Source organism: Pseudomonas sp. E141, from assembly GCF_052659885.1.
This window is the reverse complement of sequence record NZ_CP084024.1, coordinates 6,124,936-6,140,546: the sequence shown is the minus strand read 5'-3', so window position 1 is coordinate 6,140,546 and position 15,611 is coordinate 6,124,936. Positions and strand designations below refer to the sequence as shown.

The following is a 15,611-nucleotide window of genomic DNA, read 5'->3' as shown; positions in this document are numbered from 1 at the left end:
GGGCCTTACCGTGCTGGCCATGATCGGCATGCATTTTCTGGAACGACGTGCCGCCCGCGGCTTTGCCAGGAGCACCCAATGAACTGGGAAGTCATCATCAAGTGGCTGCCGAAACTGGCCCAAGGCGCGACACTGACCCTGGAGCTGGTCGCCATCGCCGTGATCGCCGGTGCTGCTTGCGATTCCGCTGGGCATCGCCCGCTCCTCACGCCTGTGGTACGTGCGGGCGTTACCCTACGCCTACATTTTCTTTTTCCGTGGCACGCCGTTATTGGTTCAGCTGTTCCTGGTCTACTACGGTCTGGCGCAGTTCGACGCCGTGCGCAGCAGTTCGCTGTGGCCCTATCTGCGGGATCCGTTTTGGTGCGCCACGGCCACCATGACCCTGCACACCGCCGCCTACATCGCCGAGATCCTGCGCGGCGCGATCCAGGCCATCCCTCGTGGTGAAATCGAAGCCGCGCGAGCCCTGGGCATGTCCCGACCCAAGGCGTTGTTCTACATCATCCTGCCTCGCGCCGCGCGCATCGGTCTGCCGGCCTACAGCAACGAAGTGATCCTGATGCTCAAGGCCAGCGCCCTGGCGAGCACCGTGACCCTGCTGGAGCTGACCGGTATGGCCCGGACCATCATTGCTCGGACCTACCTGCCGGTGGAAATCTTCTTCGCGGCCGGCATGTTCTACCTGCTGATGGCGTTCGTGCTGGTGCAGGGCTTCAAACAGCTGGAGCGCTGGTTGCGCGTCGATGCCTGCCAAGGGCGCTGACAGCGGCGTGTTGACGGGCGAGGCGCTACTCGCCCGTTTCACCGCGCTGGATGCTTTTCTCACAACGCACCAGGCATTGTGGAAACCGCGTCCGTTCACCCATCTGCAACTGCCATGGGAACGGTCCTACCCTGAGCTGGCCCAATGGCTACGCCAGCGTTCGCTGGAAGACGCAGAAAACGACCATCACCAACCCTGGCTGATTCAACATGCACCCGCGCCATTTCCAGAACTGGCGGCCACTTCCCATGCCTTGAGCGTCGTCGCAGAACTGCCGGGCAAAGAGCTCGAAACCGCCGCCCATCGCCTCAGCGTCGACGTGCCAGGGCGCAAATGGCAGCAAATCGAAGCCTTCGCCAGCCGCCTGCACTTCGCTACCAAACCGACCCACTGGCTCGATTGGTGCGCCGGCAAAGGTCATCTTGGCCGACGCTTGCTGCAGGCTGAACAACAACTGACTTGCCTGGAATACGACCCAGCCCTGATCGCCAGCGGCCAGCAACTGAGCCAACGCCACCGTCTGCCCGCCACGCACTTGCAGCAAGACGTGCTGGCGGCAGAGGCAGTCCTGGCGATCCGCCCTGAACACACACCGGTAGCCCTGCACGCCTGCGGCGACCTGCATGTGCGCCTGATGCAATTGGCGAGCGCCGCTGGTTGCACGCAACTGGCAATCGCCCCGTGCTGCTACAACCGCATCAGTGCTGAACGTTATCAACCGCTGTCCGACGTCGCCAAGGGTTCGGTCCTACAGCTAACGCTCGATGATCTCAGCCTGCCACTGACCGAAACGGTCACCGCCGGCGCCCGCATCCGGCGGCAACGGGACCAGTCCATGGCTCGGCGCCTGCTTTGACCTGCTGCAACGACAGATCCGGGGCCGCGACGAGTATCTGCCCACCCCCTCGCTCCCCAGCGCCTGGCTGGAAAAATCCTTCATCGAGTACTGCACCGATCTGGCAGCCCTGAAAGACTTATCCACAGTCGGCTCGCCTGACTGGTCGGCACTGGAAGCGGCCGGCCATCAACGCCTGGCCCAAGTGCGCAACCTGGAATTGGTCCGCGGCCTTTTCCGGCGGCCTCTTGAGCTGTGGCTGGTGCTGGATCGGGCGCTTTTCCTCAGCCAGGAAAACTACCGCGTCCGCCTCGGCACCTTCTGCGAAACGCCCCTCACGCCGCGAAATCTGATGCTGCTGGCCGAACGTCGCTGACACGAAACAGCCTGTGGATAACTCTGTTGATGAAATTGTCTTGGATCCAATTAATCCGCGATTTTCTGCTGGAAGCGAGGCTGGTCATTTTTTGTTCATATGGATAAAAAACCATTAAAACAGGCATTTGCGAGCAAACGAGAAAGCTGTCACAAAATCGCAAGATGGCAGTCGCCCCACCCCGCCCGTTGTGCATAAGCGTTCAAGCAAAACGACATAACCGCCGAACTCAGTGCTCCCACACGCCAACAATTGCGCCCATCGCGCCTGTGCAGTACAACAGCCTTTCGTATCGTGATTGACACAATGCCGACACACACAAGGACTGGCCGTGACGTTCATTTCCTACGCACAGAACTTCGAAGACATACGCCTGTGGCGCGCCCTTCAATCGGTGGAAAACGGCTTTTATCTGGACGTAGGCGCCAATCATCCAACAGATGATTCCGTGACCCGGGCGTTCTACGATCACGGCTGGCACGGGATCAACATCGAACCGGTGCAGGCCTACTACGACGCTCTCTGCCAAGAACGGCCAAACGACATCAACCTGCAATGCGTAGCCGGCGAAAACGCCGACAGCCTGACCTTCTACACCATCGCCGACACGGGTCTGTCCACCGTCGAAGCCAGCGTCGCCCAACAGCACCGCGACGCGGGCATGAAGGTAAGCAAGCAGACCGTCCAGTCCCGCACCCTGACTTCGATCTGCGAGCAATACGCCCAGAACCGCCCATCCACTTTCTGAAAATCGACGTCGAAGGCCACGAAGATACCGTGCTGCGCGGCATGGACTTCACCCGCTGGCGCCCCTGGATTATCCTCATCGAAACCCATGGGCCCGCGACCAGACCTGGGAAACCCTCGTCACGAAGCCGGCTATCACTCCATCCTGTTCGACGGCCTCAACACCTTTTACCTCGCCGAAGAACACCTGGCGCTCAAACCCGCTTTCGACATCCCCCCGTGCAACCTCGACGGGTTCCAGTTCTGCAAAGGCCACAAATTCAGCCATCCCTGAGCGAACCCGACCAACAACTCACCGCCGCCCTGCAACGCGCCGAACGGGCCGAAGCCCAACTCCATGCCCTGCAAAACAGCCGTACCTGGCGAACCTTGCAGAAAGTGCGCAACCTCGTGCGCCGCGCCTGAGCGAGGTCCTGCAAAAATAGTCAGAATTCAGGGGTTTACAGAACGCACCCAATCGCTATAATCGTCGCCCACACGCCGGTATAGCTCAGTTGGTAGAGCAACTGACTTGTAATCAGTAGGTCCCGGGTTCGACTCCTGGTGCCGGCACCATACAAAACGAAGCCCTCGCAGAAATGCGAGGGCTTTGTTGTTTCTGCACATCCACTTTCAATCCACACACTGAATACTGTGGGAGCGAGCCTATCGCGATGAGGCCATCACACCGACACTCTGCCATACAGGCGCAAGCTCGCCCCGCCGCCCCAGATGCGTTAATCCCGGACACATAATTTCTAGCCCCCGCCAGCATGGCGCCACGATTGTCCCCTATCCAATCGACCGCTACCTCCAACTGTCGCTGCCAATTCAGCGACCGGGCGTAGGAAACCCGAAGTAAATCAAGGCGTATCAGCTGCGCCTCGCTTACTATTGCAGGCGCTTTTTGTGTCTGCGATATGCGTTATGGCGGCTGTGCGCGGGACACCTTCGGGTGTGCCGGGTGCCTTGATTCCCGGTTTTCCTACCCCGTGCATGGCCGCCACCCAATCCCGTAGGAAAGGAAGGTTGCGGCTCTCACAGTCAAGGAGCCAGACAATGCCAAACCCGCACGACCTCAAAACCCCAGGCCTGACCCCCTTCTCTTACCACTCCGACCGCCCCCTCTTCCGCATCAACAGCGGCATTCCCATCGGCGAAGCCTTATCCCACGCCTCCGACCTGCTCCACGTTGCCAAGCTCTGGCCGAGGACGCGGCGATGATTCGCAGCACGGATCGGTACGCCTGGGCGTCGTGTTATTTGCAGGATATGAGCAAAGCCGTCATCGATGACATGGTGAAGGTGCTGGAGGCGCCGGGGAGTCATCCGGCTTAAGAGCCGCGGGGCAATGCTGCTCCAAGGGGGCAGCATTGAATTGTATTTGCAGGAGCGGATTAAAGAAGGGCTGCTTCGCAGCCCAGCGGGAGCAAGCTCCCTCGCCACGGGGGCTACGGACAGAGCACGATTACTGGCAGTAATGAATAGGCGGATACCAAATCAACCATGGTCTGTCCCCCATTTTCCTACGGGAACGCTCTGGCGCTGCGGCCCAATACCCACGCAAGCGCATCATGTCGCCAAGCGATAGGTAACTGCACCAACCCCGAAGTAAACCAGCGGCTGGATACCAGTTTCAGATCTACGTCCCGCTCAAGAGCCCGAACAATGGCCTTCCGGAGCCGATCAGCACAGGTACAGTGGTAATCACCATGTCGGTGATTAATCCATCGCGCAGGAATGACTGCACCACCTGTCCGCCATCGACATAGACCCGACGTACGCCTTGTCTCGTCAGTTCCTCCATCACGTCCTTGGGCGCGAGGCTAGAGAACCGGAGCTTGCCCTTCAGCGCTTCGGGCACTGGCGCATCCAACAGGCTTTCAGACAGCACCACCACGGGGCGCTCGTAGAACCAGGTGTCGAAGGTCCGGACCTTCTCATAGGTTCCGCGCCCCATCACGATCACGTCCTTGTCAGCGATGAAGTCTGAGTAGCCATGGTCCTCGGTTTGATCATCGCGCTGTAAAAGCCAGTCGATGTCACCGTCGGGCCTGGCGATGAAGCCATCCAGGCTGGTGGCAATGAAAACATGTGCAGTGGCCATCAGGATCTCCTTATTCATACGGGGTATTTCGATGCCCGGCGTCGAGAAACACCTGCTGGCATTGATCATCCATTGTGCAATCGCTCCATCGCTTGTCTTCGGGCCCGCAGGTCGTTGGCGTTATCGCAAGCGGGCGTGAGCGCCCGAAGCAATCAAAGCGAACCTCCGAGCGCTCCGCCGGCCCTCAACTACACTTGCCCTGAAATCCCGCTCTCTCTGGAGTAGTAGGCGATGAAGATCAGGACCAAGATCATAGGCTCGGGGTTGATCAGCCTTTTCTTTGCCCTCGTGCTCGGCGGTATCGGGTTGTGGGGCTATATCAGCATGACCAGCGCCCTGGCGCGTAGCGAGACCAGTATTTCGGCCATGCGCAAGCACATGGAGGCGGACATGATGCACGACGCCATTCGTGGCGATGTGTTGGCCGCTTTGCTGGTGGCGCCGGGGGATGCCGCGGGAGCCAAGGAGGTGAGGGAGGCGTTCGATGAGCATGCGCAACGGATGCGCAAGGTCATCGCCGAGAATGCCGAGGCCCAGTTGCCGCAAGCGATCGCTCAGGCTATTACCGAGCTGAAGCCGCAAGTGGAAACCTATATTGCATCGGCTCAGCAGGTGATCGATAAGGCGTTGGAGGGTGCCCAGGATGGCCGGGCGCTGCGGACGGAGTTCGACGGGGCGTTTTCGGCGCTGGAGGAGCGTAACGAGGCGGTGAGTGAGTTGATCGAGAGCCAGGCCCATGCCACCCGCGAGCATCAGGACCACAGCATTCAAACGTCGGAGCGCTGGTTGGTTTTCACATTGCTGGCCACCTGCGTGGCGTTGGCGCTGTTGTCCTGGAGCCTGCTCAAGGCGGTGCTCACGCCGCTAAACAAGATCATCCTCAATACCCAGGCTATTTCCCAAGGGGATTTGCAGCGCTCGATGGGAGCTCAAAGCAAGGATGAGCTGGGTCAGTTGCAAGGTGTGATCGAGCAGATGCAGATCAACCTGCGGCAAATGATCGCCACGATCCGCAGCCAGAGTGACGAGTTGCATGGCACGTCGCGCGTATTGGGCGATACGGCGCGGCAGATTGTGTCCAGCGCCGATCAGCAGGCTCAGAGCGCCACCAGCATGGCGGCGAGCATGGAGCAGATGATGGCGAACATCAGCCAGATCCATCAGCACGCCGACAGCGCCCGGACGATTTCAGCGCAGTCCGAACAACTGGCCAGCAGCGGCGGGCAAGTGATTCTTGGGGTGGTAGAGGGCATGAGCCGGATCGCCGAGGTGGTCAATCAGTCGTCCAGCAAGATCACCGCGCTGGATGCGTCGTCCGAAGACATTCATTCCATCATTCAGGTGATCAAGAGCATCGCTGAGCAAACCAACCTGCTGGCCCTCAACGCCGCCATCGAAGCCGCCCGCGCCGGTGAGGCGGGGCGCGGCTTTGCGGTGGTGGCCGATGAGGTGCGTAACCTGGCAGCGCGCACCACCCAGTCCACTCAGGAAATCACCGCAATGATCGAGCGCATCCAGACCAGCGCCCGGGATGCGGTGGCGAACATGCAGGCTTGCGTCAGCCGCGTGGACGAAGGCGTCTCACTGGCCCAGCAGGCCGGGGTGTCCATCAGCGAAATCCGCACAGGCGCCCGGCATGCGGCAGAAGTGGTGGAGGAAATTTCCCAGACCATTGCCGAACAATCGAAGGCCAGCGATGAAATGGCTCAGAGGGTGGAGTCGATTGCCGCGCAGTCCCGCGAGAACACCCGCTCGATTCACAACCTGACGCAAACAGCGGATCAATTGAACGATGCGGCGGGGTCGATGCAGTCTTCGGTGCAGCAGTTCAAGATTTGATCAATCGGCCGGCCCCACTTTTGTGGCGAGGCCGCTTGCTCTCGCTCGGCTGTGTAGCAGCCTGTGCTTTCAATACTCGCGAATTATTGAAAATTTTGGCTGGGCAATAATTATTGCCCAGCCAAAACACCCTAAAGACCTGCCTCACACCTCGCTCACCTCAAACACAAACGAAATCTCCCGCTTCTGGGCGCTCCAGACGTAACGGATATGCTTGCCCTGCACCGGAATCGAAACCGCCGGTGGACGAAACGCCGCCACGCATTCGTGGCCGGGCAGGCGGACGCTGTTGTACAGCAAGCCCCAGGACAAGGTTTCGCGCAGTTGCCGGGCGAACACCTGGGACGGACCGTAGGCGGTGGGATCCGGGTCGTGCAGGTGCGGGTAATCTTGGCGGATGTCGTGCAGCGGCTTGATGACCTTGTTGACGTAAGTGCGCATGGTCAATTCCAGATCCGGCTCGTTGGTCGCTCCGAGGAATCGCGCCTGGTGGTAGCAGGTCTCGGCAATGGCCGCTTCCTGGCTGCTGGCGGCGTAGTAGACGCCGAAGGTACCGTCACTGAAGCGGCTGCTTTTGCCGATATGGGTAAACGCGGCCATCACCGGCGAGGAGCCGGGCCCGGAAATGCGGTCCTCGGGGCGTACCCGGGACAGCACCCCGGCTTCTTCCATGAGCCGATCGTTGGTCAGTGCTTCCAGGGCATACGCGGTGGGCAGGTCCTCGGGATCGAGCACGTCTTCGAACAGCGCAATCGGCGGGAAGCTGCTGTTGACGATCCGGTAGGCACGCTTCCATTGCGGGTCCGCCAGTGGTGGCGTCATCAACCGCGCACTCCGTCGAGGTAACGCCGCACATCGGCAATGTCCACCACCCGCCCGGCAAGCATGTAGGCCAGTGCCGACTGGCCGTTGAAGGGCGCAGCGGTATTAGGGCTGTTGACCCACTGGTAAGCGCGGTCCCGGCTGTTGCTGAAGATGATGCTCAGCGCCTTGTGAATACCCATGAGGTAGGAAATGCGCTCCAGTGTGTCGTGAGGCAGCCTGACGTTCTCCGGTAATTGCTTGTACTTATAGAAAGTCGTGTTGCCTACCTTGCCCAGCAATGTGCGCTGCTGCTCGACACTGCAGCCCCACAACGCCATGAGATTGAAGAAAAACTTCAACGCGACCCGACCCGCGTCCGGGGAGTCCAATTGTTGCTGCGCGTTGAGGGTGATGGAGGAGGTTGCCATAAAATTTGGGCTCCATTGCTAGGGGGTGACACCTAGAGAGTAGTACAAATACGGATAAATTATTATTTTTTATTCGCAGACGGATTTTTACCACCCTCAACCTGAACCATTCAGCAAGCTGTGTGCAGGAATTTTCTCTGCTCCAGCCACTTACGGACTCGCTGACCGCCCCGATTACCGTTGATCAGGCAAAAAACCCAAATCCCGCATAAGCTCCAACCATCGTCTGCCGGAGCTTTTCGCCACAAAACCGCGACAACCGTGGCAAGGTACATGATGATAGCCGGCATGCACTGCCTGACCGGGCCAGGTGCACAACAATAGCGAGCCCACTTAAGCAGAGGGCATTACCTCATGGATAGCAGAACCTTACGCAACCTCATGCGCATCGTGCAGACCGGCTCCTTGTCGGCGGCGGCGGAACATTCGTGCCTCACGGTGCAGGCATTGGCGGCACAGTTGAACAAAGTTGAGGAGCAGTTCGGCTTCCGGTTGTTCCGGCGGTCGAACAAGGGCCTGACGTTGACGAGCCAAGGCTCGGAACTGACGCCGTTCATGGATCAGGTGCTGGTTGCCACGCGGCAGTTGGAAGAGAAGGTCGCGGCGCTGAAGACGCCTCGGGAGCGCACGCTGAGAGTGGCGCTCAATACCACGCTGCCGGCGGAGTTCAACCGGCGGATGATCGATCGGCTGATCGCCGTGTTTCCCCAGTATCAGTTGGAGTTCAGCTACGCCGAGTCGATGGAGAACCTGAGCAAGCTCAAGAACGAAGATTTTGACCTGGCGATCCTGATCGGTCCGCAGCAGAGCGGCTTTTCCAGCATCACAATGCCGGACGTCCAGGTGCAGGTGGTCGGCGCCCATTGTGGCGAAGAGGACGACTCCCTCGGTTTGCTCGGCGATAAGTTTCAGGTGCGTCCGGCCGAGGAATGTCCGTATTCCCACAGTTTCCTTCGCTTCCTGGATGCCGGCCTGGGCGAGTACGGCTCGAGTCAGCGGATGGTGTATTCCTGCAGTGAAACGCTGACATTGTCGTTGATTACCCAACTCGATGGCCTGGGGCTGGTGTCCCGGGAAGCGGCGCTGCGTAACGACTTGACGATTTTCCCGGACTTCGAGGATTTCCTCGAGGTCCGCCTGGCGGTGAATAATCCAGAGTTGTCCGGCCAGGCGCTGCACGATGTTGTGGATCTGACGCTAAAGGAACGAACCGAGCGCGATGTACGCCGCCGTGCCCACCGCCACACTGAGAAACAGGTTGCGGCTGAAATACGCACATAACAGCGTCGGAATCGCGGCATAGAATTCCGGGCGGTCGAGTTGTATCTGCTGATCCTTGATCAACAACGGGGTGAGGCTGATGGCAGCGACGATCGCCACCGGCAGGTATTCCAGGGCGCGGGCGACGAACGGTGGCCAGTTTTCAGTATTGACCTGCAGCGGCAGGGCCCGTGGAAGAAAGGTCACCGCCATCATCAGGGCCACGACCAGAATCAGGAACGTTTGGTCAGGCATACGCCCACCCCGCAGCCAACGAACGTGGCAATGAAGACATTGAACGGCGAGCTGCCCAGCAGGCTCAGCCCGCCCATGCAGACGACCGCCGCCAGGGCAGCGATCAGTTTGTTACGGGTATTGCACAACGAAACCAGCACGTAGAGCATCATCGCAGTCAGGGCGTAGTCGAGCTGGTATTTGATCAGGTGCGCCGCGTATTGCGCACACACCGCTCCCAACAAGCCACCCAGCACCCAGGAGGTGTGGCAAAAAAGGTTGAAGCCGATCAGGTAACGCACGCTGACCGGCGCACCGGTGCCGAGCTTGACGCTGTGGAAAGCGAACGACTCGTCCGTAAGCCCCGCCGCGTAGCACCAGCGCTCGAAACGACTGAGCCCCAGCGCACGCAATGCCTTGGCCATGTAGACCGACATCAGCATGTGTCGCGCGTTGATCAGAAAGGTGGTGAGCACGATGGTGGTCAGCGATGCGCCACTGGAAATCAACGCCAGTGCCGCGAATTGCGAAGCGCCCGCGTAAACGAACAGGCACATCGCCACCGGCAGCCACAAGGGCAACCCGGCGTTGACCGCCATCAGACCGAACACAAACGAAACCGTAAAATAACCCGCTACCACCGGACTGGCTTCAGCAAAGGTACGCGAGGCTTGTGGTTCGACCACCAGCGGCTGGCTGGAAGTCTTGCTCATAGATCCCTCTCGAAAGTGATTTCACCCCGAGGCTCACAAAAGCCTTGGGCTGCCCAAAACCGCTTGCCGGCCAGATTAGCATCGTCGACGAACAGGAACATGCGCAGTACGCCGACCCGTTTCATGTCGGCCGATGCAGCCTCCACCAGACGCTGGCCCAAGCCTCGGGTTCTATGCCCCGGGCTGACGGCCAGGTGATTGATGGTGCCACGGGTGCCGAGCATGCCGCCAATCACCGCCCCCACCACTTCACCGCTGACATCGACGGCCAGGTACGCGGTGGTGGTGTCCTGCAACAATACCCCGCGCAAGAATCGGGCATCCTGCCACTCGCAGAACGACACTTCGTCGAAACCGCGAAAAAACTGCTCCAGTCGTTCGGCGTCCCTGACCATTGCCCGGCGCAACAGAACCTGTTGCTCCAGATCGTCCATGGGTTCGAGCTGTTCAGCGAACAATGTCGAAAGCGGTCCCGGGCCGCGAGAAGGAAATCGCCAGGATCTGCCTGAAAGCCATTTCATGGCTGTGGACGTTCCGGGCCGGGGTGACGTAATGGCGCATGTCGCGGTCGAGGAAAAACGTGGTGTCGAGAATGTCCTCGTAGGTAATCGCCGCCAGTTGTTCTTCCTGGGCGGTGTACAGACGACTCTCTGCGCCGGCCACATTATGACGGCCCCAGAAGTGCACGCCGCTGAACGGATACCCGTCGCAATGGATCCCTTCAGGGGTGATTTCCAGTTGCTTGCCCGGCTTGATCTCGATACGGATCTGGTGGATCTGGCACTGCCAGATTTCCTCGTGCAGCTCCTGAGGAAGGACGTTCTTGTACACCTCAAAGTCCGTGTCGATCAGACTGCGTATCACCGGTGAGTTGATCACTTCGTTGGAAAAGTCCTGGAAGTGCCGCTCCAGTCCACCGACATAGCTGTTGTTGGCCTTGGACTGAATGTAGGCCCGATGCTCGAGCTGCGTAAGGTCGCGGGTCCTGGGGTTGTATTCGAAGTCGCTATAGCGGCGAAAACGCATGCCTGACTCGGCCTGGCCGTAGTAGCTGTCGGGCTCCATGTTTTCCCAGCTCTTGGTCAGCCGGACAAAGTCGCCGAAATGACCGTAGAGATTGAAGTCTCCACCGCGGACGTTGACGTATTTGTCACGCCTCAGCGCTTCGCCTACTTCCCTGTTCAGAACGATCATTTTTCATAGGTCTCCACTGCATTGAGCAGCCTAATCTAATAGGTACAGGATTTACGTCCATGAGAAAGTATTTGAGGCATTTCAAGCCATGCTTGAAACGGTGGACAATGTTTCATTAGTACGACTTTTTCTCGGGAAAACAGACTGTTCCAACGTTTTTTTGCCGTCCAAAGAAAAAACCCCGAGTTTGCGCTCGGGGTTTTTCATCAGACGCTTGTAACGTGATCAGGCATCAGAAGACGCTGATCGGATAATCCACGAACACCCGCAGCTCATTGCCGCTGACGTTGTACTCGCTGGATTTCTGCGAAACACGCAGGAAGGAACTGCGCAACCGCACGCTCAGGTCTTTGGCGGGACCGTTCTGGACCACGTACTTGAACTGGTTGAAGATCTCGCGCTCGGTGCCACCTTCGCTGGTGGAGGTGGTGATGTTATCGCCACGCACATAAGCAACGTTATACGTCAGACCGGGAATCCCGAACGTGGTGAAATCCAGGCCATAACCCAGTTGCCAGCTGCGCTCGTCTTCAGCATTGAAGTCGGACCAGTAGGAGTTGGCCAGGTAGATCGTATTGCCGCCGTCCCCTACACGATTCTGCCCGCGCTGATAACCGCCATAGGCGTAGCCCAGGTTGCTGTCACCAGTGCTGCGCTGGTGAGCGAGGGTGAAACTGTGCGGGCCGGTGGCGAAGGTGGCGGCCAGGCTCCAGATCTTGTTGTCGTCGCCGGTAACGTTGTTTTCGCGAACATAGCTGTTGTCCAGCTTGGTGCGATAGCCGTTGAAGTCCAGGGTCAGGGATTGATCCTTGGCCAGCGGGAATACGTAGTTGGCGTTCACGTACTGCTTCTTCAACACGTCCTCGACATCCGAGGCGTAGAGCGAAGCCTTGAACTGTTCGGTGAACTGATAGCTGCCGCCCAATACGTTGATCGACTTCAGGCCACCGCTGTCACGACCCTCGGCGCTCTTGCGCGACTCGGCGGTGAAACGTCCAGCGTTCAGCTCCAGGCCCTTGATCTCTTTGGAGGTGATCAGCGTGCCGGTGTAGCTTTCCGGCAGCAGGCGCGAGTTGTCGTAGCTCAGCACCGGCAACGCCGGCATCTGGTCACCGTAGGCCAACACGGTATTGGAAACACGGAATTTGACCGCCGCACCAAACTTGGACAGGTCATCGGCCGCGTTGCCGCTGTCGCCTTGCTTGAAGAAGTCGATGCCGCCCGCACCGCTGCGACCTTTGCCGCCATCCAGACGCAGCGCGTACAGTCCGAAGGCGTCCACCCCTACACCGACAGTGCCTTGGGTAAAGCCGGACGAGAACGTTCCGATGGCGGCCTGCCCCCATTCGGCTTTGTCTTCATTACCGTTTTTGTAGTCGCGATTGATATAGGCGTTGCGTAACAGCACGTTCAGGCTGCTGTCCTCAACGAACCCCTTGGACTCAGCCTGGTCGCTGGCCATGGCATATGTCGTGTTTAAAATCCCCAGTGCGATCAGAGCAATGCGCTTGTTCAACATGATTATTTTCCTTATACGGGTTGATACGCACTGCGACGGCAGCCGAAACGGCGCTTTTGCGCTCTTTTTCGGACTCTTGCTCCTGAAAATAATGAAAAGGCCCGCCCACGAATGATCGTGGCGGGCCTTTTTATTATTTAAGAGTCATGGCTGTTAGCCACAGGCGTGGACGAATCCTAGTCCCGCCTTCAATGATGTGTCAATTTCGTGAATCGTCTGTAATCAGGCGAAAAACTTCTAAAAACAACCTTCAAATGGGCTCAGTGTTCAACACAGAACCATCAGCCACAAAAAAAGCGCTGCCATCCTGGCCAGCGCCTTTTCTCAATCCGTCGAATTCTATCCTTGCATCACGTCCCACAGTGCTTCCAGCTCAGCCTCGCTGAACAGGCCATCCGGGTAGCGTTCCATGATCATCCGACGCGGATCGGGTTCTCTGGTCTGACGCGTTCCGTTGGACTTCAACCACTGTGCCAAAGCTTTAAGCGACTCACCATTGACAACGGCCAAGGGATGGTATGTGCGCTCGCTTATCATATTCATTCCAGCGCCCTCTCCTGGTTGATGAGCGGCCAATTTATCCAAGGTTTATGACAAAACAACTCAGCTCCGCTCCCCAGAACTGCCGGGATACAGATACAAGAGCTATGCCAATGTGCCTGCACTGCCGATCTGCAGACATAAAAAAGCCCGCATCCCCAATCAGGCCGCGGGCTAAAGCAAAATGGATCCAAAAAGCCCGGCGCAGAGCTGCCGCCAGCGCTATTACCTGGCTGTTACATCACCACTCATTTTGTGCGCGGCGCAGGCTGTTGTTGGGTAAGGCAGTGGATGTTTCCGCCCCCCAGTAACAGTTCGCGCCCCGGCACCATGACCACTTCGTGCTCTGGAAAAAGCCCTTGCAGAAGCGCCTTCGCCGGGCCATCCAGTGGATCGTCGAAACTCGGTGCGATGATGCCGCCGTTGACGATCAGGAAATTCACGTAGGAACCGGCCAACCGCACGGTCGGATTGCGCTCCTGGGAACCCTGCACCGCGTCCACGCCGGCGCATTCCTCTTCAGTGGCATACAACGGCCCCGGAATTGGCATTTTGTGCACTGTGAACGGGCGTCCCTTGGCGTCAGTGCTGTTTTGCAGGACGTCCATCGCGGCGTGGCAGCGGGCGTAGTTCGGGTCCTGCGGGTCATCGGTCCAGGCCAGCAATACTTCGCCAGGGCGCACGTAGCAGCAGAAGTTATCCACATGCCCGTCGGTTTCGTCGTTGAACAGGCCGTCCGGCAGCCAGATGATCTTGTCCACCGCCAACTGCGCGCTGAGCACCGCCTCGATGTCTTCGCGGCTCAAGTGCGGGTTGCGATTGCGGTTGAGCAGGCATTCCTCGGTGGTGATCAGGGTGCCCTCGCCATCGACGTGGATTGAGCCGCCCTCAAGCACGAAGCCTTCGGTGCGGTAACGCGGGCTACGTTCGATCTCGAGAATCTTGCTGGCCACTTGCGAATCCCGGTTCCACGGCGCATACAGGCCACCGTCAAACCCACCCCAGGCGTTGAAATCCCAGTCGACGCCGCGCACTTCGCCACTATCATTGATGACAAACGTCGGGCCAGTGTCCCGGACCCAGGCATCGTCGCTGGACATTTCCACCACGCGGATATTCGGCACGTCGAGATGCGCCCGGGCATTTTCGTATTGGTTCGCGGACACCGCCACGGTTACCGGTTCGAAGCGGGCGATGGCTTTGGCGACCGCCACATGAGCGGCCTGCGCGGGCTTGCCGCCCAGGCGCCAGTTGTCCGGGCGCTCGGGCCAGACCATCCAGACCTGGGTCTGGGGTGCCCACTCGGCAGGCATGTGGAAACCATCCGCGCGGGGAGTGCTGTGCAACGTTGTCATAAATCAGGACTCCAGTGAGCCATCGAGGGTTTTGATCGAGCCGTACAGGTCCGCACGACGATCACGGAAAGTGCCCCAGGCACTGCGAATGTGTTCCAGCTCGTCCAGGTCAAAGCTGTGCACCAGCACGCCTTCTTCGGTTTCGTTCAATTCCTGGACCTTTTCACCGAACTGATTGGCGATGAACGAGGAGCCGTAGAACGTGATGTCGTAGCCATCCTGCTCTTCGTTGCCGATGCGGTTGCTGGCCACCAGCGGCATTACGTTCGCGCCGGCATGGCCTTGTTGCACGCGCTGCCAGTGATCGCGGGACGAAATGCTCTTGTCGTGCGGCTCGCTGCCAATGGCGGTCGGGTAAAACAGGATTTCCGCACCTTGCAGCGCCATGCTGCGGGCGCACTCGGGAAACCACTGGTCCCAGCAGATGCCCACGCCGATCCTGGCGTAGCGGGTATTCCAGACCTTGAAACCGGTATCGCCAGGGTTGAAATAGTACTTCTCATGGTAGCCAGGACCGTCCGGGATGTGACTCTTGCGGTATACCCCCAGGTTACGGCCGTCGGCATCAATGATCGCAATACTGTTGAAACGCGCACGACCGGCCCGTTCAAAAAAGCTGATGGGCAAGACGACCTGAAGCTCCCTGGCAACTTTCTGAAAATGCCTGATGGCGACGTTATCTTCGACCGGAGTCGCCAATTGCAGGTAGTCCGGGTTGGGCTTCTGGCAAAAGTACGGCGTCTCGAACAACTCCTGAAGCAGGATGATCTGCGCCCCTTTGGCAGCGGCCTCGCGAACCTGCTGTTCAGCGATCTCGATATTGGCCTCCAGGTCCCAGGAACAGGCCATCTGGGTGGCGGCAACGGTGACGATACGACTCATGAAGGGAGCTCCAGAGCATGTGTGGTGCCGACTT

The 15,611-nt window shown here is 59.0% G+C and carries 12 protein-coding genes, 1 tRNA gene and 6 pseudogenes; 8 read left to right on the top strand and 11 right to left on the bottom strand.

The features are described from left to right. Nucleotide 1 precedes the first annotated feature (1 nt). From GKKCFE_RS27440 to GKKCFE_RS27415, 6 genes and pseudogenes are all read left to right on the top strand, one after another. Nucleotides 2–82, top strand: a pseudogene (locus GKKCFE_RS27440) (ABC transporter permease); the annotation flags it as partial. Continuing rightward, a pseudogene (locus GKKCFE_RS27435) lies at nucleotides 79–766 on the top strand (ABC transporter permease). The pseudogenes GKKCFE_RS27440 and GKKCFE_RS27435, both read left to right, overlap by 4 nt. Then, nucleotides 747–1,977, top strand: a pseudogene (locus GKKCFE_RS27430) (methyltransferase). Before GKKCFE_RS27435 ends, GKKCFE_RS27430 begins: the two co-directional pseudogenes overlap by 20 nt. Before the next feature lie 331 nt (nucleotides 1,978–2,308). Further along, a pseudogene (locus tag GKKCFE_RS27425) lies at nucleotides 2,309–3,129 on the top strand (FkbM family methyltransferase). A gap of 74 nt (nucleotides 3,130–3,203) precedes the next feature. Next, nucleotides 3,204–3,279, top strand: a tRNA-Thr gene (locus GKKCFE_RS27420). A gap of 483 nt (nucleotides 3,280–3,762) precedes the next feature. Then, nucleotides 3,763–4,040: pseudogene (locus GKKCFE_RS27415) on the top strand (DUF3077 domain-containing protein). A 234-nt stretch (nucleotides 4,041–4,274) separates the two neighbouring features. Here GKKCFE_RS27415 and GKKCFE_RS27410 read toward each other — a convergent pair. Beyond that, nucleotides 4,275–4,809: pseudogene (locus GKKCFE_RS27410) on the bottom strand (dihydrofolate reductase family protein). A gap of 231 nt (nucleotides 4,810–5,040) precedes the next feature. Between GKKCFE_RS27410 and GKKCFE_RS27405 the strand changes: the two are divergent. Beyond that, entirely contained in the window at nucleotides 5,041–6,648 is a 1,608-nt protein-coding gene (locus tag GKKCFE_RS27405; protein ID WP_445577338.1) for a methyl-accepting chemotaxis protein, read from the top strand. Between the two features lie 144 nt (nucleotides 6,649–6,792). Here GKKCFE_RS27405 and GKKCFE_RS27400 read toward each other — a convergent pair whose 3' ends face one another. Continuing rightward, complete coding sequence (locus GKKCFE_RS27400; RefSeq protein ID WP_047226876.1) at nucleotides 6,793–7,470, bottom strand: RES family NAD+ phosphorylase; 678 nt, start codon at nucleotides 7,468–7,470, stop codon at nucleotides 6,793–6,795. Next, a complete protein-coding gene (locus GKKCFE_RS27395; protein WP_047226875.1) occupies nucleotides 7,470–7,880 on the bottom strand; it encodes an MbcA/ParS/Xre antitoxin family protein in 411 nt (136 codons plus the stop codon). Before GKKCFE_RS27395 ends, GKKCFE_RS27400 begins: the two co-directional genes overlap by 1 nt. Before the next feature lie 354 nt (nucleotides 7,881–8,234). Between GKKCFE_RS27395 and GKKCFE_RS27390 the strand changes: the two genes are divergently transcribed. Further along, the gene (locus GKKCFE_RS27390; RefSeq protein ID WP_445577337.1) at nucleotides 8,235–9,161 is read left to right on the top strand and encodes a LysR family transcriptional regulator; all 927 of its coding nucleotides are present in this window, start codon (nucleotides 8,235–8,237) and stop codon (nucleotides 9,159–9,161) included. Here GKKCFE_RS27390 and GKKCFE_RS27385 read toward each other — a convergent pair. From GKKCFE_RS27385 to aguB, 8 genes are all read right to left on the bottom strand, one after another. After that, nucleotides 9,078–9,395 carry an AzlD domain-containing protein gene (locus GKKCFE_RS27385; RefSeq protein ID WP_047226873.1) on the bottom strand — a complete coding sequence of 106 codons (318 nt, stop codon included), beginning with the start codon at nucleotides 9,393–9,395 and terminating at the stop codon, nucleotides 9,078–9,080. The two genes, GKKCFE_RS27390 and GKKCFE_RS27385, sit on opposite strands and share 84 nt — an antisense overlap. After that, nucleotides 9,374–10,087 (bottom strand): AzlC family ABC transporter permease, encoded by a 714-nt coding sequence (locus GKKCFE_RS27380; RefSeq protein WP_047226872.1) that lies wholly within the window; start codon nucleotides 10,085–10,087, stop codon nucleotides 9,374–9,376. The genes GKKCFE_RS27385 and GKKCFE_RS27380 overlap by 22 nt, the downstream gene beginning before the upstream one ends. Then, nucleotides 10,084–10,521 carry a GNAT family N-acetyltransferase gene (locus GKKCFE_RS27375; protein WP_171061302.1) on the bottom strand — a complete coding sequence of 146 codons (438 nt, stop codon included), beginning with the start codon at nucleotides 10,519–10,521 and terminating at the stop codon, nucleotides 10,084–10,086. The genes GKKCFE_RS27380 and GKKCFE_RS27375 overlap by 4 nt, the downstream gene beginning before the upstream one ends. Nucleotides 10,522–10,534: 13 nt before the next feature. Next, entirely contained in the window at nucleotides 10,535–11,281 is a 747-nt protein-coding gene (locus GKKCFE_RS27370; protein WP_445577336.1) for a 2OG-Fe dioxygenase family protein, read from the bottom strand. 232 nt (nucleotides 11,282–11,513) lie between these two features. After that, on the bottom strand, nucleotides 11,514–12,800 hold the full coding sequence (locus GKKCFE_RS27365; RefSeq protein ID WP_188251767.1) for an OprD family porin: 1,287 nt from the start codon (nucleotides 12,798–12,800) through the stop codon (nucleotides 11,514–11,516). A gap of 339 nt (nucleotides 12,801–13,139) precedes the next feature. Then, nucleotides 13,140–13,343 (bottom strand): hypothetical protein, encoded by a 204-nt coding sequence (locus tag GKKCFE_RS27360; RefSeq protein ID WP_047226869.1) that lies wholly within the window; start codon nucleotides 13,341–13,343, stop codon nucleotides 13,140–13,142. Nucleotides 13,344–13,588: 245 nt separating this feature from the next. Continuing rightward, a complete protein-coding gene (gene aguA / locus GKKCFE_RS27355; RefSeq protein ID WP_047226868.1) occupies nucleotides 13,589–14,695 on the bottom strand; it encodes an agmatine deiminase in 1,107 nt (368 codons plus the stop codon). 3 nt (nucleotides 14,696–14,698) lie between these two features. Then, on the bottom strand, nucleotides 14,699–15,577 hold the full coding sequence (aguB, locus tag GKKCFE_RS27350; protein ID WP_076383287.1) for an N-carbamoylputrescine amidase: 879 nt from the start codon (nucleotides 15,575–15,577) through the stop codon (nucleotides 14,699–14,701). Nucleotides 15,578–15,611: the final 34 nt, after the last annotated feature.

Excerpts from the sequence above, each read along its gene's own strand:
- GKKCFE_RS27395 (WP_047226875.1), bottom strand. The coding sequence starts at position 7,880 with ATGGCAACCTCCTCCATCACCCTCAACGCGCAGCAACAATTGGACTCC.
- aguB (WP_076383287.1), bottom strand. The coding sequence starts at position 15,577 with ATGAGTCGTATCGTCACCGTTGCCGCCACCCAGATGGCCTGTTCCTGG.
- GKKCFE_RS27360 (WP_047226869.1), bottom strand. The coding sequence starts at position 13,343 with ATGAATATGATAAGCGAGCGCACATACCATCCCTTGGCCGTTGTCAAT.
- GKKCFE_RS27370 (WP_445577336.1), bottom strand. The coding sequence starts at position 11,281 with ATGATCGTTCTGAACAGGGAAGTAGGCGAAGCGCTGAGGCGTGACAAA.
- aguA (WP_047226868.1), bottom strand. The coding sequence starts at position 14,695 with ATGACAACGTTGCACAGCACTCCCCGCGCGGATGGTTTCCACATGCCT.
- GKKCFE_RS27375 (WP_171061302.1), bottom strand. The coding sequence starts at position 10,521 with ATGGACGATCTGGAGCAACAGGTTCTGTTGCGCCGGGCAATGGTCAGG.
- GKKCFE_RS27365 (WP_188251767.1), bottom strand. The coding sequence starts at position 12,800 with ATGTTGAACAAGCGCATTGCTCTGATCGCACTGGGGATTTTAAACACG.
- GKKCFE_RS27400 (WP_047226876.1), bottom strand. The coding sequence starts at position 7,470 with ATGACGCCACCACTGGCGGACCCGCAATGGAAGCGTGCCTACCGGATC.
- GKKCFE_RS27380 (WP_047226872.1), bottom strand. The coding sequence starts at position 10,087 with ATGAGCAAGACTTCCAGCCAGCCGCTGGTGGTCGAACCACAAGCCTCG.
- GKKCFE_RS27385 (WP_047226873.1), bottom strand. The coding sequence starts at position 9,395 with ATGCCTGACCAAACGTTCCTGATTCTGGTCGTGGCCCTGATGATGGCG.
- GKKCFE_RS27405 (WP_445577338.1), top strand. The coding sequence starts at position 5,041 with ATGAAGATCAGGACCAAGATCATAGGCTCGGGGTTGATCAGCCTTTTC.
- GKKCFE_RS27390 (WP_445577337.1), top strand. The coding sequence starts at position 8,235 with ATGGATAGCAGAACCTTACGCAACCTCATGCGCATCGTGCAGACCGGC.